Source organism: Pseudomonas sp. MF6755, assembly GCF_016405635.1.
In the GTDB taxonomy this organism is placed as follows: Bacteria; Pseudomonadota; Gammaproteobacteria; order Pseudomonadales; family Pseudomonadaceae; genus Aquipseudomonas; species Aquipseudomonas haemolytica.
Genome location: NZ_JAEKDA010000008.1, coordinates 287,893 through 313,550, shown reverse-complemented (window position 1 = coordinate 313,550; position 25,658 = coordinate 287,893). Strand labels below are relative to the sequence as shown.

The 25,658-nt window shown below is 59.7% G+C and carries 28 protein-coding genes and 4 pseudogenes; 18 read left to right on the top strand and 14 right to left on the bottom strand.

All coding sequences use genetic code 11. The annotated features are described in order from the left end of the window. The first annotated feature begins 108 nt into the window (after window positions 1-108). Window positions 109-1,428: a methyl-accepting chemotaxis protein gene (locus tag JFT66_RS13255; RefSeq protein ID WP_198859384.1), complete on the top strand. Its 1,320-nt coding sequence runs from the start codon at window positions 109-111 to the stop codon at window positions 1,426-1,428. Between the two features lie 75 nt (window positions 1,429-1,503). Then, a complete protein-coding gene (locus JFT66_RS13250) occupies window positions 1,504-2,022 on the top strand; it encodes a DUF1003 domain-containing protein (protein WP_153872523.1) in 519 nt (172 codons plus the stop codon). Here JFT66_RS13250 and JFT66_RS13245 read toward each other — a convergent pair. Then, the gene (locus tag JFT66_RS13245) at window positions 2,019-2,900 is read right to left on the bottom strand and encodes a LysR family transcriptional regulator (protein ID WP_198859383.1); all 882 of its coding nucleotides are present in this window, start codon (window positions 2,898-2,900) and stop codon (window positions 2,019-2,021) included. The two genes, JFT66_RS13250 and JFT66_RS13245, sit on opposite strands and share 4 nt — an antisense overlap. Before the next feature lie 80 nt (window positions 2,901-2,980). On the opposite strand from JFT66_RS13245, the gene JFT66_RS13240 reads away from it, so the two are divergent. Together JFT66_RS13240 and JFT66_RS13235 are read left to right on the top strand one after the other, a co-directional pair. Further along, a complete protein-coding gene (locus JFT66_RS13240) occupies window positions 2,981-3,688 on the top strand; it encodes a CTP synthase C-terminal region-related (seleno)protein (protein WP_198859382.1) in 708 nt (235 codons plus the stop codon). After that, window positions 3,685-4,005 carry an antibiotic biosynthesis monooxygenase family protein gene (locus tag JFT66_RS13235; RefSeq protein ID WP_198859381.1) on the top strand — a complete coding sequence of 107 codons (321 nt, stop codon included), beginning with the start codon at window positions 3,685-3,687 and terminating at the stop codon, window positions 4,003-4,005. Before JFT66_RS13240 ends, JFT66_RS13235 begins: the two co-directional genes overlap by 4 nt. Window positions 4,006-4,052: 47 nt before the next feature. Here the strand turns inward: JFT66_RS13235 and JFT66_RS13230 are convergent, their stop codons facing one another. Continuing rightward, on the bottom strand, window positions 4,053-4,376 hold the full coding sequence (locus JFT66_RS13230) for a DUF2025 family protein (RefSeq protein ID WP_034115661.1): 324 nt from the start codon (window positions 4,374-4,376) through the stop codon (window positions 4,053-4,055). Between the two features lie 232 nt (window positions 4,377-4,608). Between JFT66_RS13230 and JFT66_RS13225 the strand changes: the two genes are divergently transcribed. Both JFT66_RS13225 and JFT66_RS13220 read left to right on the top strand, forming a co-directional pair. After that, window positions 4,609-5,760 carry a glycerophosphodiester phosphodiesterase gene (locus tag JFT66_RS13225; protein ID WP_153839028.1) on the top strand — a complete coding sequence of 384 codons (1,152 nt, stop codon included), beginning with the start codon at window positions 4,609-4,611 and terminating at the stop codon, window positions 5,758-5,760. Continuing rightward, window positions 5,761-6,426: a helix-turn-helix domain-containing protein gene (locus JFT66_RS13220; protein WP_162524929.1), complete on the top strand. Its 666-nt coding sequence runs from the start codon at window positions 5,761-5,763 to the stop codon at window positions 6,424-6,426. It begins immediately after the preceding gene. Here the strand turns inward: JFT66_RS13220 and JFT66_RS13215 are convergent. Continuing rightward, the gene (locus JFT66_RS13215) at window positions 6,418-7,281 is read right to left on the bottom strand and encodes a sterol desaturase family protein (RefSeq protein WP_198859380.1); all 864 of its coding nucleotides are present in this window, start codon (window positions 7,279-7,281) and stop codon (window positions 6,418-6,420) included. The genes JFT66_RS13220 and JFT66_RS13215 overlap by 9 nt on opposite strands. A 154-nt stretch (window positions 7,282-7,435) precedes the next feature. On the opposite strand from JFT66_RS13215, the gene JFT66_RS13210 reads away from it, so the two are divergent. The 4 genes and pseudogenes from JFT66_RS13210 to JFT66_RS13195 all read left to right on the top strand — a co-directional run. Next, entirely contained in the window at window positions 7,436-7,744 is a 309-nt protein-coding gene (locus JFT66_RS13210; RefSeq protein WP_198859379.1) for a PepSY domain-containing protein, read from the top strand. A gap of 149 nt (window positions 7,745-7,893) precedes the next feature. Then, on the top strand, window positions 7,894-8,916 hold the full coding sequence (locus JFT66_RS13205; protein WP_198859378.1) for a transporter: 1,023 nt from the start codon (window positions 7,894-7,896) through the stop codon (window positions 8,914-8,916). Between the two features lie 234 nt (window positions 8,917-9,150). After that, complete coding sequence (locus JFT66_RS13200) at window positions 9,151-10,767, top strand: inorganic phosphate transporter (protein WP_198859377.1); 1,617 nt, start codon at window positions 9,151-9,153, stop codon at window positions 10,765-10,767. A gap of 70 nt (window positions 10,768-10,837) precedes the next feature. Next, a pseudogene (locus tag JFT66_RS13195) lies at window positions 10,838-10,954 on the top strand (short-chain dehydrogenase); the annotation flags it as partial. An 11-nt stretch (window positions 10,955-10,965) separates the two neighbouring features. On the opposite strand, the gene JFT66_RS13190 reads toward JFT66_RS13195, so the two are convergent. Further along, entirely contained in the window at window positions 10,966-11,403 is a 438-nt protein-coding gene (locus JFT66_RS13190; protein WP_198859376.1) for a multidrug/biocide efflux PACE transporter, read from the bottom strand. Window positions 11,404-11,491: 88 nt separating this feature from the next. Between JFT66_RS13190 and JFT66_RS13185 the strand changes: the two genes are divergently transcribed. Next, window positions 11,492-12,346, top strand: coding sequence for a LysR family transcriptional regulator (locus JFT66_RS13185; protein WP_153839033.1), 855 nt, complete (start codon window positions 11,492-11,494; stop codon window positions 12,344-12,346). Window positions 12,347-12,469: 123 nt separating this feature from the next. Here the strand turns inward: JFT66_RS13185 and JFT66_RS13180 are convergent, their stop codons facing one another. Genes JFT66_RS13180 through JFT66_RS13165 form a run of 4 tightly spaced genes read right to left on the bottom strand, consistent with a single transcriptional unit; the run spans window position 12,470 to window position 15,000 of the window. Next, on the bottom strand, window positions 12,470-13,693 hold the full coding sequence (locus tag JFT66_RS13180) for an RNA polymerase sigma factor (RefSeq protein WP_198859375.1): 1,224 nt from the start codon (window positions 13,691-13,693) through the stop codon (window positions 12,470-12,472). After that, window positions 13,690-14,166: an SRPBCC family protein gene (locus JFT66_RS13175; protein ID WP_034115671.1), complete on the bottom strand. Its 477-nt coding sequence runs from the start codon at window positions 14,164-14,166 to the stop codon at window positions 13,690-13,692. Before JFT66_RS13175 ends, JFT66_RS13180 begins: the two co-directional genes overlap by 4 nt. Before the next feature lie 27 nt (window positions 14,167-14,193). Continuing rightward, window positions 14,194-14,538, bottom strand: coding sequence for a YciI family protein (locus JFT66_RS13170; RefSeq protein WP_153872517.1), 345 nt, complete (start codon window positions 14,536-14,538; stop codon window positions 14,194-14,196). A 42-nt stretch (window positions 14,539-14,580) separates the two neighbouring features. Beyond that, the gene (locus JFT66_RS13165) at window positions 14,581-15,000 is read right to left on the bottom strand and encodes a YybH family protein (RefSeq protein ID WP_198859374.1); all 420 of its coding nucleotides are present in this window, start codon (window positions 14,998-15,000) and stop codon (window positions 14,581-14,583) included. Between the two features lie 147 nt (window positions 15,001-15,147). Here JFT66_RS13165 and JFT66_RS13160 point away from each other — a divergent pair, with 147 nt between their 5' ends. Beyond that, complete coding sequence (locus tag JFT66_RS13160) at window positions 15,148-15,639, top strand: GNAT family N-acetyltransferase (RefSeq protein WP_198859373.1); 492 nt, start codon at window positions 15,148-15,150, stop codon at window positions 15,637-15,639. A gap of 66 nt (window positions 15,640-15,705) precedes the next feature. Here the strand turns inward: JFT66_RS13160 and JFT66_RS13155 are convergent, their stop codons facing one another. Next, a complete protein-coding gene (locus JFT66_RS13155; protein WP_153839037.1) occupies window positions 15,706-16,188 on the bottom strand; it encodes a GyrI-like domain-containing protein in 483 nt (160 codons plus the stop codon). Window positions 16,189-16,383: 195 nt separating this feature from the next. On the opposite strand from JFT66_RS13155, the gene alaC reads away from it, so the two are divergent. Next, the gene (gene alaC / locus JFT66_RS13150; RefSeq protein WP_034115676.1) at window positions 16,384-17,595 is read left to right on the top strand and encodes an alanine transaminase; all 1,212 of its coding nucleotides are present in this window, start codon (window positions 16,384-16,386) and stop codon (window positions 17,593-17,595) included. Between the two features lie 148 nt (window positions 17,596-17,743). Here alaC and JFT66_RS13145 read toward each other — a convergent pair whose 3' ends face one another. Both JFT66_RS13145 and JFT66_RS13140 read right to left on the bottom strand, forming a co-directional pair. Then, window positions 17,744-19,096, bottom strand: coding sequence for a GntP family permease (locus JFT66_RS13145; RefSeq protein ID WP_034115677.1), 1,353 nt, complete (start codon window positions 19,094-19,096; stop codon window positions 17,744-17,746). An 84-nt stretch (window positions 19,097-19,180) separates the two neighbouring features. Then, window positions 19,181-19,714, bottom strand: coding sequence for a gluconokinase (locus JFT66_RS13140; RefSeq protein ID WP_153839038.1), 534 nt, complete (start codon window positions 19,712-19,714; stop codon window positions 19,181-19,183). Window positions 19,715-19,939: 225 nt separating this feature from the next. Here JFT66_RS13140 and JFT66_RS13135 point away from each other — a divergent pair, with 225 nt between their 5' ends. From JFT66_RS13135 to JFT66_RS13115, 5 genes are all read left to right on the top strand, one after another. After that, the gene (locus JFT66_RS13135) at window positions 19,940-20,971 is read left to right on the top strand and encodes a LacI family DNA-binding transcriptional regulator (RefSeq protein WP_198859391.1); all 1,032 of its coding nucleotides are present in this window, start codon (window positions 19,940-19,942) and stop codon (window positions 20,969-20,971) included. Between the two features lie 165 nt (window positions 20,972-21,136). Beyond that, a complete protein-coding gene (locus JFT66_RS13130; protein ID WP_153839040.1) occupies window positions 21,137-21,556 on the top strand; it encodes a hypothetical protein in 420 nt (139 codons plus the stop codon). A gap of 133 nt (window positions 21,557-21,689) precedes the next feature. Further along, window positions 21,690-22,322, top strand: coding sequence for a glutathione S-transferase family protein (locus JFT66_RS13125; protein ID WP_198859372.1), 633 nt, complete (start codon window positions 21,690-21,692; stop codon window positions 22,320-22,322). A gap of 224 nt (window positions 22,323-22,546) precedes the next feature. After that, window positions 22,547-22,963 carry a hypothetical protein gene (locus JFT66_RS13120; protein ID WP_198859371.1) on the top strand — a complete coding sequence of 139 codons (417 nt, stop codon included), beginning with the start codon at window positions 22,547-22,549 and terminating at the stop codon, window positions 22,961-22,963. A 145-nt stretch (window positions 22,964-23,108) separates the two neighbouring features. Next, the gene (locus tag JFT66_RS13115; protein ID WP_198859370.1) at window positions 23,109-23,606 is read left to right on the top strand and encodes a hypothetical protein; all 498 of its coding nucleotides are present in this window, start codon (window positions 23,109-23,111) and stop codon (window positions 23,604-23,606) included. 116 nt (window positions 23,607-23,722) lie between these two features. Here JFT66_RS13115 and JFT66_RS30205 read toward each other — a convergent pair. The 3 pseudogenes from JFT66_RS30205 to JFT66_RS13105 form a co-directional block, all read right to left on the bottom strand. Next, window positions 23,723-24,139 (bottom strand): annotated as a pseudogene (locus JFT66_RS30205) (methyl-accepting chemotaxis protein); the annotation flags it as partial. Between the two features lie 174 nt (window positions 24,140-24,313). Further along, window positions 24,314-24,937 (bottom strand): annotated as a pseudogene (locus tag JFT66_RS30200) (PAS domain-containing protein); the annotation flags it as partial. 291 nt (window positions 24,938-25,228) lie between these two features. Then, window positions 25,229-25,459 (bottom strand): annotated as a pseudogene (locus JFT66_RS13105) (fatty acid desaturase); the annotation flags it as partial. Window positions 25,460-25,658: the final 199 nt, after the last annotated feature.

Sequence of the window (25,658 nt, the reverse complement as noted above, 5' to 3'; positions counted from 1 at the left end):
GCACCAGGAAGCTGGCAATGAGCAAGTCAACCGTAAGGCCAGGGGCCCTACGGGGTCAGGCGCAACTACATGGATACCGCATATGCTTGCATGCCCGAGCCCTCTAACATGCTATTTAACGCCCACAAGAAAACCATCAATACCCTGCAACACAACATTGCCCAACAGGCCAGCCTGCTGGACGCTATCGAGCGCTCCATGGCCGTCATCGAGTTCGACCTGCAAGGCAACGTACTGCGGGCCAATGACAACTTCTTCAAGACCATGGGCTACCGTGCCGAACAGGTCTTGGGCCAGTCCCACCGGATGTTCTGCACCCCGGCGTTCGCCCGCAGCGCCGAGTACAACCAACTGTGGACGCACTTGCGCAACGGCCAATTCCAGTCAGGCACCTTTGAGCGGGTGGGCGCCAACGGCGAATCGGTGTGGCTGGAAGCCAGCTATAACCCGGTAAGGGATGAAGTCGGGCGCGTGATCAAAGTGGTGAAGTACGCGATGGACGTCACCCCACGCCTGCAGGCCGAAAGTGAAGCCAACGCCAAGCTGGAAGCCATCGACCGCGCCATGGCGATGATCGAGTTCAACCTCGATGGCACCATCATCACTGCCAACGCGAATTTCCTGCAGCGCATGGGCTACAGCCTGGCGCAGATCCAAGGCAAGCATCACCGCCTGTTTTGCAAACCTGAGTTGGCCAGCAGTGCCGCCTACAGCGAGTTCTGGAACCGCTTGAACCAGGGCGAGCTGTTCAATGGCCAGTTCGAGCGGGTGGATAAACACGGCCAGGTCGTGTGGCTCGAAGCCAACTACAACCCGGTGTACGACGCCAGCGGGCGCCTGTGTAAAGTGGTCAAGTTCGCCTCTGACGTCACCGCCCGGGTACAACAACATGCCGCCGACGCCCAGAGCGCAGCACAGGCTTATCACCTGTCCTTGAGCACCCAAGAGATGGCCGAAAAAGGCGCCGAGGTGATTCAGAAAACCGCCAACGGCATGCGCGAAATTGCCGTGGATATCGACACCTCTTCGCAACTGATCGCCAAACTCGGCGAGCGCTCGCAACAGATCACCGCCATCGTCAATACCATTCGCGGTATCGCCGACCAGACCAACCTGCTGGCGCTCAACGCCGCCATCGAGGCCGCACGCGCCGGCGAGCAAGGCCGTGGCTTTGCCGTGGTTGCCGATGAAGTGCGGCAGTTGGCAGCACGTACCAGCGGCTCCACCGCGGAAATATCCGGCATGATCGCCATGATCCAGGATGAAACCCGCCAAGCCATCGACAGCATGGACGCCACCCGCGACCGCGCCGCCCAAGGCGTCGAGCTGGCCAACCAGGCCGGCACGGTGATTCTGCAGATTCGCGAAGGCACCGGCGAAGCGGTCCAGGCGGTGAGCGCATTTGCCAATGAGCGAGGCAATCGCTGACCTGTTCTTCATGTGTCTGGCTGGGGGCTCGGTCTATAGTGTTGGCTATCTTTACGCTAAGGATTCGAGCCCGCCATGACCCCCGACAAGCCAGAAGCCGCTCCCGTCGACCACCTGCGCTTCCACCGCAGTCACGCCCACTTGGCGCCGACCTTCGGCAACGACACCTTTGCCCTCAAGGCTGAAGCCTTTGCACGCTTCTTTGGCACGCCCACCTTCCTCGGCGCACAAACTGCGATCGTGGTGTTGTGGGTCGTGCTGAACATGACCGGCGTCACCCACTTCGACGTCTACCCCTTCATCCTCCTCAACCTGGCCTTCAGCCTGCAATCGGCCTACGCCGCGCCGCTGATCCTGCTGGCCCAGACGCGCCAGGCCGCCCGGGACAAAGCCCAGTCCGACGCGGACGCGCAGCACCGCGAAGCCCTCGCTACGGCCAACACCGAACGCCAGGCCCAGGCGGCCCAGACCACCAGACAGTTGATGGAACTGCTGGAGCAGAACACCCGGCTGACAGAAATGACCAAGCAACTGACCGAGCGTATCGAGACCCTGACGTGCGAAATGCATGAGCAGTTTGTGCGTAAAACTTAAGACTTCATCTGCACATGCCGCCCCAGCTCATCAAACAGAGTCACCACCGAACGCAACGCCCGGCAATCAGGCCGCGTCAACAACCACAACGCGGTGTCGTGCCCTGCCAATGCGGCGCCCAGTGGTTGCAAGCCATCGCCCATTAAAAAATCCGGCAACGCCGCCACACCCAGCCCCGCGCGCACCAGTTCAGCCACCGACTGCATGCTGTTGCAGCGATAACTGGGACGCACGCCCGGCAAATGCTCACGGCGCCAGGCTACGGTGGGGTGGTCGGGTAAAAAATCGTCCGGTGCGATCCAAGCCAGTTCGGCCAGCTCATGACCTGCGTGTCGGCGGGCATAGTCGGCACTGGCACATACCTGATACGCCACCGTCCCCAGGCAACGTCCGACAAGATGCTCTGGTGGCTTGCTGGTCAGGCGCAGGGCGATATCCGCATCACGACGGCTGAGATTGGCGAAGTCATTGGACGTGCTCAGTTCCAGGGTCAACGCTGGATAGGCAGGCATGAACTGCGCCAGAGCCGGCAGCAGCAGGCCCTGGAGCACCGAGTCCGTGCAGGTCAGGCGTACGGTGCCGCTGATCACTTCACCGCCCTGCTCCACACCCACACGCGCAGCCTCCAGGGCAAGTTCGGCGCGCTCAGCCTGTTGTGCCAGGTTACTCGCCAGGCTGGTGGGCAAATACCCGGCGCGGCTTTTTTCAAACAAGGTCTGGCCCAGGGCCGCTTCCAATCGCCGCACCGCACGGAACACCGTGGACACGTCCACCCGCAGCAAAGCAGCCGCCCGCGCCAGGGTGCCGCCGCGCACCAGTGCAAGGATCAATGACAGGTCGGGGTAATCGATTTGATAGTGCGTCGCTGCATTGAGCATATGGGTAAACGCCAATATTGATTGCGCGAACGCCAATCTATAGTGCGTATCAGCACACCACAAGCTATGGGACGTACACGATGACAACCACTGCTCTGCACCTCGCCCTGATTGGTGACTACAACCCTGACGTGATCGCCCACCAGGCTATTCCAGTGGCACTGCAGCAGGCCGCCACCGCCCTGGACCTGAGTGTCCATGTGCAATGGCTCGACACCGACACACTCACTTCCACCTCTGCCCTGCACGGTTTTGACGGCTTCTGGTGCGTGCCGGCCAGCCCCTATCGCGACACCGACGGCGCACTGCGAGCGATCCGTTTTGCCCGCGAGCAAGGCCGCCCTTTCCTCGGCACTTGTGGTGGTTTTCAACATGCCGTTTTGGAATATGCTCGCAATGTGCTCGGCTGGTCCGACGCAGAGCACGGCGAACTGGCTCCGGACGCCGAACGCGTCGTCATCGCGCCACTGAGTTGCTCCCTGGTAAACGCGAGCGGCACCGTGCGCCTGGCCCCTTACACGCGCATGGCCCAAGCCTACGGCCGTCTGGATATTCACGAAGGCTATCACTGCCGTTATGGCATCAACCCTGAGTTCGCCGACGCACTGCTGGAAGGCAACCTGATTCCCAGCGGGAATGATTTGGCGGGCGACCTGCGTGCGTTGGAATTGCTCGACCACCCGTTCTTCGTCGCCACCCTTTTCCAGCCCGAACGCGCCGCGCTGAAGGGCGTCACTCCGCCATTGGCGCTGGCCCTGCTCAAGGCTTGCCTGGAGGCTTCGGCATGATCGCCAAGACACCAGCCCCGCCTTATTACGCGGTGATTTTCAGCTCACTGCGTACCGATGGCGACCAAGGCTATGGTGAGGCCGCCTCCCGCATGCTGGAACTGGCTGGGGAACAACCGGGGTTTCTTGGCGTGGAGTCGGCGCGGGAAGATGGTTTGGGGATCACGGTGTCCTACTGGACCAGCGAGGCGGCGATCCTGGCCTGGAAACAGCAGGCCGAGCATCGGCAGGTGCGTGAGCAAGGGCGCTCCACCTGGTACACGGCGTTTCATACACGGGTGTGCAAGGTGGAGCAGGCCTACGCATTCCCACATTGAAACACTGCCCGCTCCCACAGGTTGATCTTCACATAACAGAAGTGGGCTTAGCTCACCAAACTACGCAACGCACTGATCTGCGGGATCTCCACCCGGCGCATATACACCCGCAACGGCTCGGTGATGTTGATGCGGTCGTCGATATTCTGGTCGAGCAACAACTGTAGGCGTTCACGGCACAGGGTCATGGTGTGATCGGCGGCGGGTAGCCAGACAAATTCGGCGGTGGGAATGATGCCGTCATCGGCGACGTCCATGCCGAAGGCATCTTCGCTGAAACGCACGATGTACTGGCCGGTCTTGCGATTGAGGCCGACAAAACCATGGAGTTGGTCGGCGGCCTGGCAGATAAGCTCGGAAGTGATGCGCATGGTAAACCTCACTGAAAAGTCCCACTGGGACTGGAAAGATGGTTTACACGCGTGGCAAAAAATACTGCCCTCTAACGGGGCAGCTACGAGCAAGAATACTGCAATGCACCACAAAAAAACCGACAAAATTGGCCCGTACGCACGTTAATGTCGGTTTGGTGATAGCGCCTTTCGCAATCAATTGTTAAAAAGGAGGCCTTCTCAAAGCTACCTCCACGAAAGGACTTCGCATATGCCTGTCACGTTTACCAACGGCCCGGTGCCCGCCACTATAGGGAGTGCCCTGCTGCTGGCGCTGATGCTCGGTGTTGGCCCCGCACAGGCTGCCGATCCGATCAGCCCGGCTGAATTGGCGACAAGCGAAGGCATCCCCTACCCTGCCGTGATCGCTCACCGTGGCGCCTCCTACGACGCCCCGGAGTCCACCGCCGCCGCTTACAAGGTCGCACGCGACCTGGGCGCCGACTACCTGGAACTGGACCTGCAACGCAGCAAGGACGGCGTGCTGTTCGCCCTGCACGACAACAACCTGCAGCGCACCACCGACGTGGCCACCAAGTTCCCCGAGCGCAAGGACGCCCCGGCCAACGAGTTCACCTGGAAAGAACTGCAAAGCCTCGACGCCGGCAGCTGGTTCAACGCCGCCTACCCGGACCGTGCGCGTCCAGGCTTCGTCGGCCTGAAAATCCAGAGCCTGGACGACATCATCAAGATCGCCGAAGGCAACCCACAGCACAAACCCGGCCTGTACATCGAGACCAAGGAGCCCAAGCAATTCCCGGGTATCGAGGCCGACCTGAAAAACAAGCTGCTGGACAAGGGCTGGTTAAGCTCCGCCGGTTCCAAGTTGGGCAAGAGCAACACCGGCGTCGGCCAAGGCAAGGGCCGCGTGGTACTGCAAACCTTCGAGGTTGCCAGCCTCAAAGAGCTGCAGAATGAAATGCCGAACACGCCGAAGATCCTGTTGTTGTGGGTTGGCGAAGGCAGCATCGAACCGAAGTCCAAAGTGACCTTCGCTGAGTCCGGCGAGCCGACCAAGGCCGCCTACTACGCCAAGCAAGAGCCGAAAGACGCGGCCGAGTTCGAAAAATGGGTCGACCAAGCCAAGAGCCTGGGCGCCATCGGCACCGGCCCGTCGGCTGAGCTGACCGACCATGGTGACCAGAGCTATTCAGACCTGGTGAAACCTGAAATGAACAAGCTGACCCACGACAAGGGCATGCTGGTGCACGTATACACCGTTGATGAGCCGGTGGACTTCGAGAAAGTGATGAAGGCTGGCGTCGACGGTATCTTCACCAATCGCGCCGCCGAACTGCTGAAGTTCTACAAGCGCTGGCCGTCGTCCAGCGTGCAGGATCTGCTCAGCGACCATAAGTACTGAGTGAAGCCCGAATGGTCGGGCCGCCTGTGGTTGGGGCGTGACTACGGGCTGATCCTCGGCGAGCTGGGGCGCACCGCGCCCCATGCGCACTACGCGCACCAATTGATGTTCTCCCCCGGCGCGCCGATCACGGTCAGCCTTGATGGCCATGTCACCACGGCCCATCGCCTGTTTATTCCTTCGCGTCACAGCCACGCCATCCTTGAGACCGAGGGTGAGGTGTGGGTGCTGTACGCCGAGCCGATGGTCTTTGATACCGAACCGTTGCAACAACTGCTGGTAGACGGCGAGCTATCCCCACAGGCCCTGCACACGCTACCCCGACGACGCCTTGACGACCCACGAATCGAACGCGCACTGGCCACCCTCGACCGACACTTGGGCGGCAAAGTATCGGCGCAGGCGTTGGCCGCGGCGGCGCATCTGTCATTGAGCCAACTGGAACGCCTGTTCACCGATCAACTCGGTCTCCCCGTGCGCCGGCTGGTGCTGTGGCGGCGGTTGCGCATCGCCCTGCAACTGGCCCTTGCCGGCAGTACGTTGACCGAGGCGGCCCACGGCGCGGGCTTTGCCGATTCGGCACACTTTTCGCGGACCATGAAGCAATTATTCGGCGTGACAGCGGGCGCGTCCTTGCGCCAACTGCAGGTGCAGTTCCTAGCGTAGATCGCCTGGTAAAGCCGGCTCCTTGGTCGTACGAACCGGCATGAACGGATCACGCAGTTGTGCTGCATATTCCACGGGGAAATCCGGGCGACTGCCAATCCCTAAGTCACCTGGCCCCATACGGTAGCCATCGCGATAAAACGCCGTGCCCAGCAGCCAATCCCACAGGTTGAAGAACAAGCCGAAATTCACATCCCCGGCGCGTCCATATTTCATATGGTGGAACCGATGCACCGGCGCCCAGGCGAATACCCAACGCAGCGGCCCCAGGCGCATGTCCACATTGGAGTGTTGCAACAGCAATTGAATGGCGATGGCCAGGGCCAGCAACTGCGCAACTTCCAGCGGGATCCCCAGCAGGATCAACGGCAGCAGGCCCGCCGTCGCTTCCAGCATCTGGTGCAACGGATGCTTCATCAACCCATTGAAACCATACAGCCGCTGCACGCTGTGATGCACTGCATGCAAACGCCACAGAGGCGCGAAGCGGTGGCTGGCGTAATGCATCAAGGTGATACCGGCATCCGCCAGGAAGACGGCCATCAACAACTGCTCCCACAGCGGCCAGCCTCGCGGCCAGATGCCCTCGACCGCCAGCAACGCCGTGAGCCCCGGCAGGACCAACAAGCCCAGGGCATTCAGGCTTTCATTGACCAACGCATGCAAAGTGTCGCGCCGACGATCGCCCAGGCTGCGATTCCACTGCGGCTCGTAGGGCAGCCATTGTTCCGTTAGAAACGACACCGCCACCGCTGCCGCGAATATCACCAGCAACCCTCGGGGCTGGTAGAGCCCCCATCCGATAAACCCCAGCAGGAATGCAGGTGCATAGAGCCAACTGACTAACCGTTTCATCCGAGTCTCCTTTTTTGGTGAGCCCTCAGCATGAAATCCCGCACCTATCGCGGATTGAACAAACTGCGCAACTGATTGAAATAATTAAGGGTGAGTTAAGTTGCGCGGGATAACCTGAGGCCACTTAAACAGATCACCCCGAGAAGGAAACACTATGAAAACCCTGACTGCCCTGTTCGCCGCCGCTGCCCTGACCCTGACCGCTGGCCTGGCCCAGGCGGATGTTCGTCCGGATCAGATCGATGGCCTGCTCAAGTCCGGCGCCGTGATGCCTTTCGAAAAACTTAACGCAGCCGCCTTGGCCAAACACGCCGGTGCGACGATCAACGACACAGAGCTGGACCACAACAACAGCGGCGTACTGGTTTACGAAGTTGAACTGACCGACACCGCCGGCAAGAAGTTTGAAGTCAAGCTCGACGCCAAGACCGGCGCCGTGCTGGAAGACAAGCTCGATACTTGAGTCGAACTTCCAAAAAAACGCGCCACCTGCCCCGGTGGCGCGTTTTTTTATGGCCATCATCAAACCGTCACCTGACCGTCATCCCGCCTTGCAATGATTCGCCGTACGACCTGTGAAACGTCCTACAGGTCCTTTCACTGCGAGCCGCCATGAACCACAGCATCGACCACGCCCATCAGGATCCAGACCTGTTTGGCCTGCTTTACGGTTTTCGTTTTCGCCCGGGCGAAAAAGGTCAGCAGATTGATTCCGCCACTGCCCTCGCCGCCTTGCAACAACCGCAAGACCCGGAGGAATTCCTGTGGCTGCACCTGAACCTGGCCCACGCCGCGTGCGAGCGTTGGATGCAGGCGCACCTGTCGCTGCCGGACGAGTTTTTCGAAGCGCTGCATGAAGGCTCGCGCTCCACGCGGATTGAACATGTCGATTCGGCCTTGCTGGCGGTAGTCAACGACGTGGTGTTCAATTTCAGCAGCATGGTTTCGTCGGATATTTCCACGCTGTGGGTGTGCGCCCGCAGCCGTTTGCTGGTGAGTGCGCGCCTGCAACCGTTGCACTCGGTGGACAAACTGCGCTCGTCGGTGAAGGCCGGTGAACACTTTCGCTCGCCCCTGGAGTTGCTGGTACACCTGCTGCGTGACCAGGGCGAAGTGCTGACGCAGATCGTGCGCAAGACCAGTCTCAGCGTCGACCATATCGAAGACCAGTTGCTGTCTTCACGCCTGTCCACCAACCGCGCCGAACTGGGCGCCGCACGCCGTGTGCTGGTGCGCCTGCAACGCCTGCTGGCGCTGGAGCCGGGCTCACTGCTGCGCCTGCTCAATCGCCCGCCGCAATGGCTGCAAAAGGAAGACGTGAAAGAACTGCGCAAATCCACCGAGGAATTTGCCCTGATCATCAACGACCTGACGACCCTGGGCGAACGCATCAAGCTATTGCAGGAAGAGATCGCCGCCAACCTCAATGAACAAAGCAACCGCACGTTGTTCACCCTTACGGTGGTGACGGTGCTGGCGTTACCGATCAACATCATTGCCGGCTTTTTTGGCATGAACGTGGGTGGGGTGCCGCTGTCCCAAGACCCGGAAGGCTTCTGGATATTGGTGGCGCTGGTCGCGACCTTTACCTTGATTGCCGGGCGGTGGGCCTTCCGAAAACGCAAAGACTACTAACTTTGAAACGCACTCAAAATGTGGGAGGAGGCTTGCTTCCCGATGGCGGTAGGTCAGTCAAGAATATTCTGACTGATCCACCGCTATCGGGAGCAAGCCCCCTCCCACATTGGTTCTTCAGTGTTTCGGAGACCAGCGGTACGCTTAACGTCTCAAACACTGACCTGTCGCAGCATCTCTGTAACATTCTGCAATGATCATCAAGGCCATCCTCCTCACACTGGATGCTCCGGCATGGCCACCCCTTCCCTGACTGCCTCCACTCACGCTTCATCCGCGGGCCCCAAACCCCGGCTAGACACAAAACCCGGCCTGTTGACGGTGATCATGTTCTTCGCCGTACTCGCCATGGGCCTGTTGTTCACCGCCTACAGCCTGATGCACGACATGCACGAAATGGGCGCCCAGCTCACCACCTGGACGCCATTCCTGTTGCTGGGCGTAGCGTTGTTGATCGCCTTGGGCTTCGAGTTCGTCAACGGCTTCCACGACACCGCCAACGCGGTCGCGACGGTGATCTACACCAACTCGCTGCCGCCACATTTTGCGGTGGTGTGGTCGGGCTTTTTCAACTTTCTCGGGGTGTTGCTTTCCAGTGGCGCGGTGGCGTTCGGCATCATTGCCCTGCTGTCGGTGGAGCTGATTTTGCAGGTGGGTTCATCGGCGGGTTTCGCCATGATCTTCGCCTTGCTGATCGCCGCGATCCTGTGGAATCTCGGCACCTGGTGGCTGGGGCTGCCGGCGTCGTCATCCCACACCCTGATCGGCTCGATCATCGGCGTCGGCGTGGCCAATGCCTTGATGCATGGACGTGACGGCACCAGCGGTGTGGATTGGAGCCAAGCGATCAAGATCGGGTACGCCCTGCTGCTGTCGCCGCTGATCGGCTTTGCGTTTGCCGCCTTGCTGTTGCTGGCCCTGCGCGCCTTCGTCAAAAACCGCGCGCTGTACAAAGCGCCGAAAGGCGACACGCCGCCGCCCTGGTGGATCCGCGGCATGCTGATCGTCACCTGCACCGGTGTGTCGTTCGCCCACGGCTCCAACGACGGGCAAAAAGGCATGGGCCTGATCATGCTGATTCTGGTGGGCACTTTGCCGATGGCCTACGCGCTGAACCGCACCATGCCCGCTGACCAGTCGCTGCAGTTTGCGGCGGTGGCGCAAGTCACCCAGGCCGCGTTGGTAAAGTCTGCACCGCAGCCTGCACCGAGTGATTCACGGGCACTCTTGTCCACCTACGTACGCACCAAGGAAGCCACGCCCGAGCTGGTGCCTGCCCTCGCGGCCATCACCGGCCATATCGGCGAAGAAGTGAAAAGCTATGGCTCTCTCGCGGCCGTGCCAGCCGAGGCCGTCGGCAACGTGCGTAACGACATGTACCTGACCAGCGAAACCATTCGCTTGATGGACAAGGACAAGGTCGGCAACTTCGACGCCGACACCCAAGACAAGCTGCAACTGTTCAAGCAACAGATCGACAACGCCACGCGCTTTATCCCGCTTTGGGTGAAGATCGCCGTAGCCATCGCCTTGGGCCTGGGCACCATGGTCGGCTGGAAGCGCATCGTGGTGACAGTGGGCGAGAAGATCGGCAAGACCCACCTGACCTACGCCCAAGGCGCCTCGGCCGAGACAGTAGCGATGCTGACCATCGGCGCGGCGGACATGTTTGGCCTGCCGGTGTCGACCACCCACGTATTGTCCTCGGGTGTGGCCGGGACCATGGTGGCCAATGGCGGTGGCTTGCAGATGAAGACCATCCGCAATTTGCTGATGGCGTGGGTGTTGACCTTGCCGGCAGCGATTGTGCTCTCGGGCAGCCTCTACTGGCTGTTCACCCAATTGTTCTGACACAGCACGGTGATTAAAGAGCCCGGCCATGGCCTTCAAGCGCTTCTTGTAGTCCCGGCGCGCCGATGAGGTGGGCTTTGCTGGTTTGCCGGACGACATTGGCGGCGCGATTTCGATCTTGCTGGCCGATGGCAGCCATTGGATCACCGGCCAGCGGATCGAGGCGTCGGGTGGGATGTTCTTGTAAGCGATGCACGCCTACAGGGTGACGGGGGTTTTGTTGGCGATTTTTTCGCGCAATACGTCATAACCCCAGTGGTACACATAGGTGTACGGCAGGAAGAACAACAGCACGCCAATATCGAGGATGAAGGCCTCCAACAGGCTGATCTTCATCAAGGCCGCAATCAACGGCACCGCCAGCAGAATCAGGCCGCCTTCGAACAGCAGCGCGTGCAGCACACGGGTCCAACCACCGTTGGCCAGTTGCAGGCGTATTTTGAGACGGTCGAACAGGCTGTTGAAAATAACGTTCCAACTCAGTGCCAGCAGGCTGATGCCCAAGGTCACTACGCCCATCTCCAGCGCCGGCCTGCCGGTAATCCACACCAGCAGCGGCGTACAGATCAACAAGGCCAGCCCTTCGAAACCGAGGGCTTGGAGAAAACGTTCAGTAATGGATTTGGTAGGGGTCATGACCCGGCTCCGTGAGTGACGATGGTTGCCATGATCACGACTTTTATCGATACTTCATAACCAATAACCATCGATAAAGGCGATAGTCATGGCCTCCCATGAAGTGCTCCAGGCATTTGTCCAGGCTGCCACCCAAGGCTCGTTTTCCGCCGCGGCACGCAAGCTGGGCAAGAGCCAGTCCACCGTCAGCGCGGCGGTGGCCAGCCTTGAGATTGACTTGGACGTGGTGCTGTTTGACCGCAGCAGCCGCAAACCTACTTTGACCCCGGCGGGCTATGTGTTGCTGCAACGCGCCGAACAGGTGCTGGAGGCCAGCAGCCGTCTTGAATTGACGGCGAGCCAGTTGTCTCAGGGGTTGGAGCCAAAGCTGACAATCGCCATGTCGGACACCTATCAGTCGCAGCGTTTCGAAACTGCAATCACGGCGTTCGCCGAACGCTACCCGGACCTGGAACTGGAATGGCTGATTGCCGAATCCGATGACCTGATCGACCTCTTGCAAAGCGGCCGGGCGCAAATTGCATTGATCGAACAGCAGGACGTGTACCCGCCGGACCTGAACCATTCGCCAGTCCAGGAGCGCACGGAAACCGCCTTGTTCGTGTCGCCGCAACATGCCTTGGCCAAGCTGGAAAAGGTCGACCAGCAGGCCTTGAAACACCATCGTGAGTTGCGCCTGGCGAGCATCGTCAAGCCCTACGACAACCGTGCAGCTGGGCGGGTCTGGTCGGCAGCCAGCTACCTGATGCTGATGGAAATGGCGCAGTTGGGTTTCGGTTGGGCGCCGCTGCCACGCTGGCTGGCGGAGCGTTTTGGCAACGGCAGCCTGCAGGAGTTGACGGTGCGTGGCTGGCCGCGCTCGGTGACGGTGGATGCCTTGTGGTCGCGGCAACAACCGCCAGGGCCGGCGGGGAGTTGGCTGTTGGGGCAGATGCTCGAGTGAGCCAGTAAGAACAATGAGGTCAAAATGTGGGAGGGGGCTTGCTCCCGATGGCTGAGTGTCAGTCAGCTAATCTTTACCTGACACACCGCCATCGGGAGCAAGCCCCCTCCCACATTTTGAGCTTCATTGTCTGGGGGATTTGAGTTCGCTCAGGCGTCGTTCGAGAAAACGTTTTTCCGGGGTTTGCTGGGTCAGGGACAGGGCTTTTTCATAAGCTCCCCGTGCCTCATCAACGTGCCCCAACTGCCGGCAAAACTCCCCGCGCGCCGAATGCGCCAAGTGGTAATCCTGCAACTCACCGCGTTGCAAAATGCTGTCCACCAACGCCAACCCCGACGCCGGCCCCTGCGCCATCGCCACCGCTACCGCACGGTTCAGCTCGATCACCGGCGACGGCATGGCCCTGAGCAACACATCGTAAAGCCCGACAATCTGCCGCCAATCAGTCGCCTCTGCGCTCGGCGCCTCAGCGTGCACGGCTGCAATCGCCGCTTGCAGGCAATAGGGGCCGAAACGCCGCGTAGTCAGCGCCTGCTCCACCAACGCACAGCCTTCAGCTATCAGGGACGTATCCCATAGCCCACGATCCTGGGCATCCAGCAGCACCAGTTCGCCGCTGGCCGAGGTGCGTGCCGGTCGACGGGATTCGTGCAGCAGCATCAACGCCAGCAAGCCCATGACTTCCGGCTCTGGCAGCAATTCCATCAACAAGCGGCCCAGGCGAATGGCCTCAAGGGTCAAGTCTTCGCGGGTGAGATCGGCGCCCGTGGAGGCCGAGTAGCCCTCATTGAACACCAGGTAAATCACGCGCAGTACGCTGTCCAGGCGCTCGGGGAGTTCGGCCCGGGAAGGCACTTGATAGGGGATCTTCGCTTCACGGATCTTGCCCTTGACACGCACGATGCGCTGAGCGATGGTGGTGGGCGTGGCGAGGAAGGCGTGGGCGATGGCCTCGGTGCTCAGGTCGCAGATCTCACGCAGGGTCAGCGCCGCCTGGGCGTCGGGCGCCAGCGCCGGGTGGCAGCAGGTAAAGATCAGGCGCAGGCGGTCGTCTTCCACGTCTTCATCACTCCACTGCGCCGCTTCCAGTGTGTCGGCCTGCTCATGCAGCAACGGGGTAAACCGCGCCTGGCGACGCAGGCGGTCGATGGCTTTGAAGCGGCCGGTCGACACCAGCCAGGCGCGTGGGTTAGCCGGAATACCGTCCTGGGGCCAGCGCTGCACGGCGACGAAAAACGCCTCGTGCAACGCCTCCTCGGCCAGGTCGAAATCACCCAGCACACGAATCAGCGTCGCGAGGACGCGGCGTGATTCGCTGCGGTAGATGACCTCGATCTGCGGCGTCAATCGACCATGCCCTGGGTCACCAGGGTCACCAGGCGGTCCAGGCTCTGGCCCCAACCGTCGTGAAAGCCCATGGCTTCGTGGGCCTGCTTGTCCTCAGCACTCCAGTGCATGGCGCGGGCGGTGTAGAGGGTCTTGCCGCCGACATCTTCGAAGGTGACTTCGGCGCTCATGAACGGCTTGCCCGAGGGTACCCAGCCCGGCAGGAACGCATCGGTAAACACCACGCGATTAGGCGCGTCGATCTCCAGGAACACGCCCTGAGTCGGGTACTCAGTGCCATCCGGCGCGCGCATCAAGGTGCGAAACAACCCACCGACCCACAGGTTCATTTCGCACTCGGGCGTGGTCATACCATGGGGGCCCCACCATTGTTGCAGCAGGGCCGGCTCGGTCCAGGCGCGGAACACCCGGCTGCGCGGCGCATCGATCAAGCGGCTGATGGACAGTTCAAATTCCGCAGGTTGACGTTTCATAGGTAAACCTCCTGGTTCTTGTTGTAGTCAGAGATTCAATTCGCGTACGGGGCGTACTTCCACACTACCGACCCGGGCCGCCGGAATGCCACCGGCGACCTGGAGCGCCTCATTGAGGTCTTTGGCTTCGATCAGGTAGAACCCGGCGAGCTGCTCCTTGGTTTCGGCAAACGGCCCGTCGGTGATCGACAGCTTGCCGTTGCGCATGCGCACGGTGGTGGCGGTAGTCACCGACTCCAGCGGCTCGGCGGCGAGCATCCGCCCGCTGGCCTGGATGGCCTCGGCGTAGGCGAAACACTCCGAGTCGTGGGGGCTGTCGGCCGAGGTGTGCAACACCTGTTCGTTGCTGTAGATCAGGCACAGGTATTTCATGGCGTTCTCCGTTTTCGGACTACTGACTATAGTTCGCGGTGCTTAAGGTTTCAGGTCGAACAACGTGGTGCCGCTTTCCATGTCACAAGGTGCCGACCAGTGCTCATGCACCACCTTCCACTGGCCATTGATGCGCTGGTAGCCGGCGGTCACACGCATCCAGCACGCCTTCACCTCGCCATCCGGCCCAGTGCCGCCGCAGTGGGCCAGCCAGTGGGCGAAAGCGCTGTCGGCGGCTTCGACGATGTGCAATTGATGAAACTCGAAAATACCGGGGCCGGGGCAGTGCTTCATGCATTCCTCCCAGTGCGCGCGGTAGGCGGCCTTGCCCTTGAATTGCAGGGCGCCAACCGCGTCGAACGCGACGATATCTTCAGCGTAAAAGCTGACAATCTTGTCGATATTCTGGGAAACAACGGCTTGCTTCCATTGCTCGATCAGGGTGTTGATTGCGGTGCTCATGGCGATGACTCCTGGGGTGAAAAATCACGGAAGACACCCTTAGTCGAACGGCCTTTGAGCAAATCGACACACCACTGAAAAATAATTTCGCCGGCAGCAAAACCGCTAGAATTGACGCCTCTTTGTAGGATTTCGGATGCGAACCCGATGGAAACCCGCCTAGCCGCCTATGAGGCATTGAGTACTGCGCAAAAACAGCGGCTCGACGCCCTCGAGGTCCATCCCGAACAACTGCCGTTTTGCGGCGATATCTATAGCGCGTTGAACTGCCTGCTGGTGAATCCCAACCCTGGCGTCAGAGGCTTTGCGCTGTTGGCCGACGACATTCCAGTGGCCTTCCTGCTGCTCAAGCGCCCACCCTGCCTGCCCCATTGGGCCAATGAACACAGCGCCACACTGCATGCGTTGCAGGTGGATCGGCATCAGCAGGGGCTTGGATTCGGCAAGGCGTGTTTACAGGCGCTGCCGGCCATGGCGCTTGAGGCGTGGCCGCAGATCAGAGGGTTGGAGTTGTCGGTGGACACGCACAACGTGGCGGCAATGGGGTTGTATCTAGGCGCGGGATGGGTGGACAGCGGCGAGGCCTACAAGGGCCGGGTTGGGTATGAGCGCCGGCTGAGCTGGATGTTTAATCCATAACGGTAATGTCACGTAAACCTGACGTTCATGTGTACGCGCCCTGTTTACGTGACATCGAATGCAGGGTCAGCCCCGCTCCCCAACCGGCAACCAGATCTCTACCGTCCCCGTGCCCTTCCTCACGTCAAAATCCGCGCTGTAGCGCTCGAAATCAGCGCCCATCACCTTGTAGCCCGAGTGCGGCAGCCATTCGAACATGATGCGCTCGTAGGTTTGTTCAAGCGCCTGCACCGGCCCGTAATGGGGGAACACGGCATAGTTGAGCGGCGGGATTTCGATGAACTCAAAGTTACTCGGCACATCGCCCTTGGCGGGTACTTCTACCCCGGCCATGTAATCGAACTCGCCGTGATGGGGGTTGTGGCAAACCCCGTAGGTCACGCCGCCGACGCGTTTCTTGATGTCCTTGATGCACGTATCAAACAACTCCCACAGTTTGGGGATATCGCCTACGGTGGCCTTCGAATAACGCCCTTGTACACCGGCAATTACCAAGGCCTTGCCGGCTTCCATGCGTGGCTCTAACGGTTGTTTTGTCTGCTGATCCATACGAACAGTCTCCTTCTTATGAGGGAACAAACCCGCATCGAGTATAGGGGCATATCCCTGCCGCGCTCCATGCACAAATTTTTCCCACGCCATCTGGACAACCAGCCATCATCGCCCGTATTGTCTGCCCCGCAGGCCACCGCAGTGGCCGACGTCGCTCGGACGGTTCCGGGCGCTTACGTATTCGAGGCAACAATGGCAGACCAAGGTTCGCCGCGCCGCTTTGCGCGCATAGATCGACTCCCCCCGTATGTTTTCAATATCACTGCCGAGCTGAAGATGGCTGCGCGTCGGCGCGGCGAAGACATCATCGACTTGAGCATGGGTAACCCCGACGGCGCCACACCAGCGCATATCGTCGAGAAAATGGTCACCGTCGCCCAGCGTGACGACACCCACGGCTACTCGACCTCCAAAGGCATCCCGCGCCTGCGCCGGGCGATTTCGCGCTGGTACAAGGACCGTTATGAGGTGGATATCGACCCCGAGTCGGAAGCCATCGTCACCATCGGTTCCAAAGAGGGCCTGGCACACTTGATGCTGGCTACCCTGGACCAGGGCGATACCGTGCTGGTGCCCAACCCCAGCTACCCGATTCATATCTACGGTGCCGTGATTGCCGGCGCCCAGGTGCGTTCGGTGCCGCTGGTGCCCGGCGTGGATTTCTTCGCCGAGCTGGAACGGGCGATTCGCGGCTCGATCCCCAAGCCGAAGATGATGATCCTCGGTTTCCCGTCCAACCCCACCGCGCAGTGCGTGGAACTGGATTTCTTCGAACGCGTGATCGCCCTGGCCAAACAGTACGACGTGCTGGTGGTTCACGATCTGGCTTATGCCGACATCGTCTACGACGGCTGGAAAGCCCCATCGATCATGCAAGTGCCGGGCGCCAAGGATATCGCGGTGGAGTTTTTCACCCTGTCCAAAAGTTACAACATGGCCGGCTGGCGCATCGGCTTCATGGTGGGCAACCCGGAACTGGTCAACGCCCTGGCGCGGATCAAGAGCTACCACGACTACGGCACTTTCACCCCACTGCAAGTGGCGGCGATTGCGGCGCTCGAAGGCGACCAACAGTGCGTCAAGGACATTGCAGAGCAGTACCGCCAGCGCCGCAATGTGCTGGTCAAGGGCCTGCATGAGCTGGGCTGGATGGTGGAGAACCCGAAGGCGTCGATGTACGTGTGGGCGAAAATTCCCGAGCAGTATGCGGCCATGGGCTCGCTGGAATTTGCCAAGAAACTGCTGCTGGAAGCCAAGGTGTGCGTATCGCCGGGGATTGGCTTTGGTGAGTACGGCGATGACCATGTGCGCTTTGCGCTGATCGAGAACCAGGACCGGATTCGCCAGGCGGTAAGGGGGATTCGGGGGATGTTCAGGGCGGATGGGCTGGTCACTAAAGCCTGAGCCTGACCCGGTCAAAATGTGGGAGGGGGCTTGCTCCCGATAGCAGAGTGTCAGTCACTGCATTGGGTGACTGATCTACCGCCATCGGGAGCAAGCCCCCTCCCACATTTTTTATTGGGTTTTCACCCCAGGCTGTGCGGTGTGTCTGTCAGACCACCAACGACAACAACATGATGAAGATCAGCGCCACGATCGACAGAATGGTCTCCATCGCCGTCCAGGTCTTGAACGTCTCGGCCACGGTCATGTTGAAGTACTGCTTCACCAGCCAGAAGCCCGCATCGTTGACGTGAGACAGAATCAACGAACCCGCCCCCGTCGCCAGCACCAGCAGCTCGCGGTTAACCCCCGGGATCATCCCCACCACCGGCACCACAATGCCTGCACCCGTAATGGTCGCGACCGTCGCTGAACCGGTGGCAATACGAATCACCGCCGCCACCAGCCATGCCAGCAGGATCGGGTTGATCTGTGCGTTCACCGCCATATGGCCGATCACGTCACCCACGCCACTGGTCACCAGCATCTGCTTGAAGCCACCACCGGCACCGATGATCAGGATGATCGCAGCGGTCGGCGCAAGGCTGGCGTCGAGCAGCTTGAGGATCTGCTTGGAATGGATGCCCTGGCGATGGCCAAAGGTGTACAGCGACAGCAGCAAGGCCAGCAACAACGCTGTGATCGGGTGGCCGATCATGTCCATCCAGTTGCGCACCACGTTGCCTTCGGCAAAGGCGATGTCGGCAAAGGTTTTCAGCAGCATCAGGAACACCGGCAGCAGCACGGTGACCAGGGTAATGCTGAAGCTCGGCAGGTTTTTGTTCTCAGGCTCGCGGGCCAGTTGATCGACCAGTTCCTGTGACGGATTGCCCGGGATGTACTTGGCGATAAACGTACCGAAGATCGGGCCGGCGATGATGGCCGTCGGCAGCGCAACGATCAGGCCGTACAGGATGGTCTTGCCGATGTCCGCGCCAAACACGCCGATGGCCAGCAACGGGCCCGGGTGCGGCGGCACCAGGCCATGTACCGCCGAAAGGCCGGCGAGCAGCGGGATGCCGATTTTGATCAGCGACACGCCGGTACGTCGAGCGACGATAAACACCAGCGGAATCAGCAGCACAAAGCCGATCTCGAAGAACAGCGGGATGCCCACCAGGAACGCGGCGAACATCATGGCCCATTGGACCTTCTCTTTGCCGAAGGCACGGATCAGGGTCTGGGCGATCTGATCGGCGCCGCCGGATTCGGCCATCATCTTGCCGAGCATCGTACCCAGCGCGAGGATAATGCCGACAAAGCCGAGCACCCCGCCGAAGCCGTCCTGGAACGCCTTGATGATCTTGTCCACGGGCATGCCCGAGGTCAGGCCGAGGAAGCCGGCCGCGATGATCAGTGCAATGAACGGGTGCACCTTGAACTTGGTGATCAGAACGATCAACCCGATGATAGTGACCACTGCATCTAGCAGCAGGTAAGACTCGTGGGACATGCCAAACATGGGGGGTCTCTCCTGTTTGTTGTTGTTATTAAAGCGGGTGTTGAACTTTCTGCCGGGGATAGCGCTATCTTTTCCGGCAAAAAATCAATGAGTGGGTTCAAAGCCGTGTTGCAGCCACCAGGCGTTGGTCTGCCTAGCCAGGGCCTCGACGCTGTCTTCGCTGGCGTTGAGGGCCAGGGTCAGCGGTTCGCCCTTGGGCGATTCAAGGGTGGCAAACTGGCTGTCGATCAGGCTTGCCGGCATGAAATGGCCGGGGCGATGGGACACCCGGTCGGCGGCGACTTCACGGGTCAGCTCCAGGAATACAAAGCCCAAGCCCGGCGCGGCTTCGCGCAGGTGGTCGCGGTATTTCTTCTTCAGGGCCGAACAGGTCAGCACCGGGTGCTCGCCGGCCTTGAGCGAGCGGCGCAGTTCATCACACAGGATGTCGAGCCAGCCGGCGCGGTCGTCGTCGTTGAGGGGGTGGCCGGCGCTCATCTTTTCGATGTTCGCGGCGGGGTGAAAGCTGTCGCCTTCAATGGCAGTGGCGCCGTTCAGGCGGCACAGGGCTTCGCTGACGCTGGACTTGCCACAGCCGGAAACACCCATGATGACCAGGGCGGTAACAGGTTGACTCATGAAACACCTCAGGACGCAGATAGCGCTACCTTTGCACAGCATAAGGCTAGTGCAAAAACAGGCTTTTCCCGCGCCGACTTGTCATTTTTATGGAGTGACGCGTGCATCCGCTCCAACCGACTTACTTCAAAAGTTGAACAGGATCAGGCAACCCTTTATCCAAGAATTTGCAGCCCTTTGGAGACAGCGCTACCTTAGTGCCTCGATTTTTGTTTGGCAAGCCGCCTGATGACCTCCAAGAACGATAAAAATACCCGCACAACGGGCCGCCCTACCCTCAATGAAGTTGCACGCATGGCCGGGGTCAGCCCGATCACCGCCTCCCGCGCCCTGCGCGGTATCAGTACGGTAGCCACCGAACTGGTGGAAAAAGTGCAGCTGGCCGCCGCCGAACTCAACTACGTGGTCAACCCCGCCGCCCGCGCCCTGGCTTCGGCCCAAAGCCATTCAGTGGTGGTGCTGGTGCCGTCCTTGTCCAACCTGCTGTTTATCGAAACGTTGGAAGCGATCCACCAGGTGCTGCGGCCCAAGGGCTTTGAAGTGCTGATCGGCAACTCCCATTATTCGCGCGACGAAGAAGAAAACCTGCTGCGCAACTACATGTCCTACCAGCCACGGGGTTTGTTGCTGACCGGGTTCGACCGCACCGAAAGCGCGCGCCGACTGGTCGAGGCCAGCAATGTGCCCTGCGTGTACATGATGGACCTGGACCCCAACGCCGGATTGAACTGCGTGGGGTTCTCGCAATTGAGCGCAGGTGAAACAGCGGCGGCGCATTTGCTGTCCCGTGGGCGCAAGCGCCTGGCCTATATCGGCGCGCAGTTGGACCAACGCACGTTGCTGCGCGGTGAAGGTTTCCGCAGGGCACTGCAACAGGCGGGAATGTACGACCCGGCGTTGGAGCTGCTCACACCGCAACCCTCTTCCGTAGGCTTGGGCGGCGAGCTGTTCCTGCAACTGTTGGCGCGGCATCCCGACGTGGATGCAATTTTCTTTGGCAACGATGACCTGGCCCAGGGCGCATTGCTCGAAGCCCTGCGCCATGGCATCAAGGTGCCAGAGCGTGTGGCGGTACTCGGCTTCAACGACTTGCCTGCGTCGTCATTCATGGTGCCGCGCCTGAGCAGCATCAGCACGCCACGGGAAGCCATTGGCCGGCGGGCAGCGGAGCATTTGTTGGCCATCATGGCAGGCAACAAGATCGCCAAGCCGGTGGTAGATATGGGCTTTGAGTTGCAGGTGCGCGAGAGCACGTAGCGGCCTGATGGCCGATAGGTCGGGCCAGCTACCGATACACCGCCACGTTCCACTCATCGAAAAGTATGGAAACCTGTTAGAAATGACAGTAGACATCCCTAGCAACTCTTGCCTAAATAGTTAGTGCAGCACCATCACGCCCTCAACTTGTTTAGGAGATACACCGTGAATAATCCCAATAAAATTACTGGATATCAAAAAGAGCTCAACGAAGACTTTGACTCTCACAGTATTCTCCATATAAATTCGTTCCCCGGGACAAAAAACATTACATTTGCTTTTATACAGAAAAATCATTTTATCGCTTTCGAAATCGACAAGAATTTCGCAGTAGGCTGCTATAAACTTTCCCATACAAAAAAGGAAGAATCTGTTCAAGTTATTTATAACATACCTACCGGGAACGGAAATACTGATCAATATCCGGCCATCTCGGGAACGTTTGAAATTATCAGCAATGCAAATAATATCCTCGAAGCAAAGTTTGCCTTCATTGCAGCTAAAGTCGACGACCCAAATGAAATCGTTACCGTCGAACGCGGCGAATACTACGTCAACGACTTCAACGAAACGCCATTAAATTGAACATCTACCCTCTTTAAGGCAGCACTTCCCATAGTCGGGAAAGTGCCTGCCTTTTTGACGGCTACACCACCTCGCTATCGCCCTCAAACGTCTGCTAAATTGCCCCTGTCATCCAAAAACGCAGGGAAGCTCAATGGCACACTCACTGAAAATCCTGGGCCGCACCTCCTCCATCAACGTGCGCAAAGTGCTGTGGACTTGCCAGGAACTGGGCATCGACTACGTGCGTGAGGACTGGGGCATCGGCTTCAAGCCCACCCAGTCCACCGAGTTCCTCGCGCTGAACCCCAACGCGCAAATCCCCGTATTGATCGACGACCACGGCGTGCTGTGGGAATCCAACACCATCTGCCGCTACCTCGTGGGCCTGTACCAACGCCACGACCTGCTGCCCGTCGAGCCCGCGCCACGTGCCCGCGTCGAGCAATGGATCGATTGGCAAGCTATAGAACTCAACCGCGCCTGGGGCGATGCCTTCACCGCCCTGGTACGCAACAATCCGGACGGCTTGGACGCGGTGCAGATCGGCGCCGCAGTCCAGCTCTGGAACGACAAGATGGGCATTCTGGAACAACAGCTGGCCAAGACCAGTGCTTATGTAGCAGGGGATGAATTCACCCTCGCCGATATCCTGATCGGCCTCTCGGTACACCGCTGGCAGATGACGCCCATGGAACGTCCGCCCTACCCCGCCATTGCCGAGTACTACCAGCGGCTCACCCAGCACGCCGGTTTCAAGACCTTCGCCCTCGACGGCCACAACTGAGCGCCAGGGCGGTCACGCAAAAGGGCTCCACCTACTGCTTACCGGTGCCCATAGCAACATTCCCAACACGCTTTTTTTCGGGACAGCCAGCCGAAGGCTCATCGGTCAGAAAAATGCCGCTACCTGTCAGGTTTGACAGTAGATCGCACCGGCGATCGACGTTCTACTGGGAACCCAGGCGCTCCCGCGGTGGGTCGCCATCGGCAGATAATCAGGAGTTAGACATGGATCAGAGCAACCACGCCTCAGCAGGATGGCTTAAGTCCACAGGCTTCGAAGGTGAGATTGATACCAGCAACGTCGACTATCGCCAATCGCCTACAGGCACTAGAGGAATCACGCTGTATGGTCTACAGCCAAGCGGGGCTGACAGTTTCAGGGGTATTCAAATCAACTTTCCAGGAGATTCATTCACAGGTCCGATCGACGTGCCTCAACCTTTTCCGAATCAAGTTGAGGTGGGCTATTTTCGACTAACCAGTAGCGGCCAACGAACAACGTATAGGGCAAAAAGTGGTGTACTTGACCTGACGACGTATAACCAGCAACTGGGCTCAGCATCGGGAACATTCAACGTTATTGCCGAGGTGGAGGGCACGGAACATACCTTCAATGGCTCATTTGACATTCACATCGTATAGAACAGGCAGTCGGCGGCAACGACTGGCCTCTACACGGTCATCGCTTGCCACCTCAAGCGTCCCGCCCCCCGCCGCTACTGGGTTTGATCATCGGCACACTATTTGCTCCAGCTGTCGCACCGAACATTTACACAGGTGACTGATCATGCTGGTTAACAACAACACCCAAGCCATGTCGACCGTCCAACAGATCAAGCGACCCGATATGGACCCCGCCAACGCCGCCGCCAGCGCGTTGTACAGCGGCGCCCTTCAGGCTGCGCAGCAAAGCGTCACGGTGCCGAACGCACAGAAGGAATTGGACAAGGCCAGCGATCGCATTGACGAAGCCTTTGCCAAGACCCGTGTGCAATTGCAGACCACGGCATCAGCCTCCGATGTGCCGGCCACCGGTTCCACCTCCGGGGCACGCGCTGAGTTCACCGATTACATGACCAAGAGCCCCGCCGAGCGCATCCGCGACCAGTTGCTCAAAGAACGGGGCCTGACGCTGGAGGAGCTGAACGCCATGCCGGTGGAGCAGCAAAATGCGTTTGCCAAGGAAGTGTCCGAGCGGCTTAAGCAGCAGCAAGATCAGCAGGTAGCAGCAAAGAGTGTTGACCCACAGGCCCAGGTGCTGAAAGAAACCTTGGCCGCGATCTAAGCCCCACCACAAAACAAAATGTGGGAGGGGGCTTGCCCCCGATGGCGTCAGGTCAGCCACCGAATGCAGTGACTGACACTCTGTCATCGGGGGCAAGCCCCCTCCCACATTTGGAGTTATTGCAGTTGCAACGTCGAGTTGAACTGACTGATCGCATCCACCACATGCCGCGACCCTTCCTGGATCTCCACGATCACCTGCCCCGCCTCATTCGCCAACTCCACCCCAAGCCCCGTTCGGCTCAAGCTTGACTGCATGCTCGACACGGCACTCAGCGACAGGTCGTGGTTCTTGCGCACCACCTCCACAATCTCGACCGTGGCCTGGCTGGTGCGGGCCGCGAGGCTACGCACTTCGTCGGCCACCACCGCGAACCCGCGCCCATGCTCACCGGCCCGCGCCGCTTCAATCGCGGCGTTGAGCGCCAGCATGTTGGTTTGCTCGGCAATGCTGCGGATGGTTTGCACGATGGCGCCGATGATGTCTGACTGTTTATTCACCGCGTCGATGCTCTGGGCGGCCTGGTTCAGGTCACTGGAGATCGCCTCGATGATCTGCACGGTTTGCTGCACGACCTCCGAGCCCTTGCGGGCGCAGGCGTCGTTTTGTACCGAGGTGGCGTGGGCCGAATCGGCGGCGTTACGCAGGGTGGTGACCTGGTCGGTGATGTCGCTGGCAAACTTCACCACTTTGTACAGGCGCCCGTTGGCGTCGAAAATCGGGTTGTAGGACGCCTCCAGGAACAAGGTCTTGCCGTATTTGTTTTTGCGCTCGAAGCGGTGGGAGTGATATTCGCCGCGGTTGAGGGAGGCCCAGAATGCCTTGTAGGCCGGTGACTCGACGTCATTACGATGACAGAACATGCTGTGGTGCTGGCCAATGATTTCCTCCCGTGAGTACTGCACCGTGCGCAGGAAGTTGTCATTGGCATTGAGGATCTGGCCCTGCGGGGTGAACTCGATCACCGCCATGGAACGGCTGATGGCGTCGATCAAGCTCTGGTTCTCGTGTTCATGGTGCACCCGCACAGAAATATCCGACGCCACTTTGATCACACTGCGCACCTGGTTGTCGCTGTCCAGCACCGGCATGTAGCTGGCTTCGAGCCACACTTCCTGACCGCGCTTGTTCAAGCGCATAAAGGTGCCGCTGAGCGCCTCACCCCGCGCCAGGTCGCGCCATAACTTGGCGTATTCGTCAGTATGGGTGTAGGCCTCATCGCAAAAGAGGCGATGATGTTTACCGCGGATCTCCTCGACGCTATAGCCCATGGCTTTGCAGAAGTTCTCGTTGGCATCGAGGATCACGCCTGTGCGATCGAACTCGATCATCGCCATGGAACGGCTGATGGCGGCGAGCTTGGCGTTGGCTTCGGTAAGGGCACAGGAAAAACGCTGGATTTCTTGCAGGTCGGATTTGTGATGACGATTGAACATGGTCAGCTCACCCTTGAGTCCCGGCGCCTGGACGGCGCATTCCATTCTTGAGTTGGATAGTGCTGGCAAACCTTCACGGGGAAATAACCATCCAAAACGCTTTATAGTCCAAGCGTCATTAACGGTTCTGGGTGAGCATAGACAGGGGTTGGCGCGATGCAAGGCCACTAGTCAGCCAGCATTGCCAGGATGACCAGGGAGCAACTCGTGTTGCAACGACAGCCAGAGTGTCACCCGCAGGATCAGTAGCAGAGTGCTGCACCACAGGCCCAGCCAGTGGCTGGCGAGCAACACACCGAACCAGCCGGCATACACGCCGAGCAACAACAGCCAGGTCGGCCATTCGGCCTTTGCGGTGAAACTTCGTACCAGGGCTTCGATTTCCCGGCGGTGGGTCAGATCAAGGTAGTTGGCCATCGGCAGCTCAGAGCAGTGTTTCCTGCTCTGTGCAGCGAGGCGCGCAAAACGTGCAGATCGTAGGGTTCTAAGGTTGTAACTCAGTGACCGAACAGGCCGGTCTCAGACTTCTTGGCTTTCTTGTCGGCGCGTTTTTCATCGGCGGTCTTTGCCGGTTTTTTCTTCGCGGCTTTCTTTGAATCCATACCTTTGGCCATGA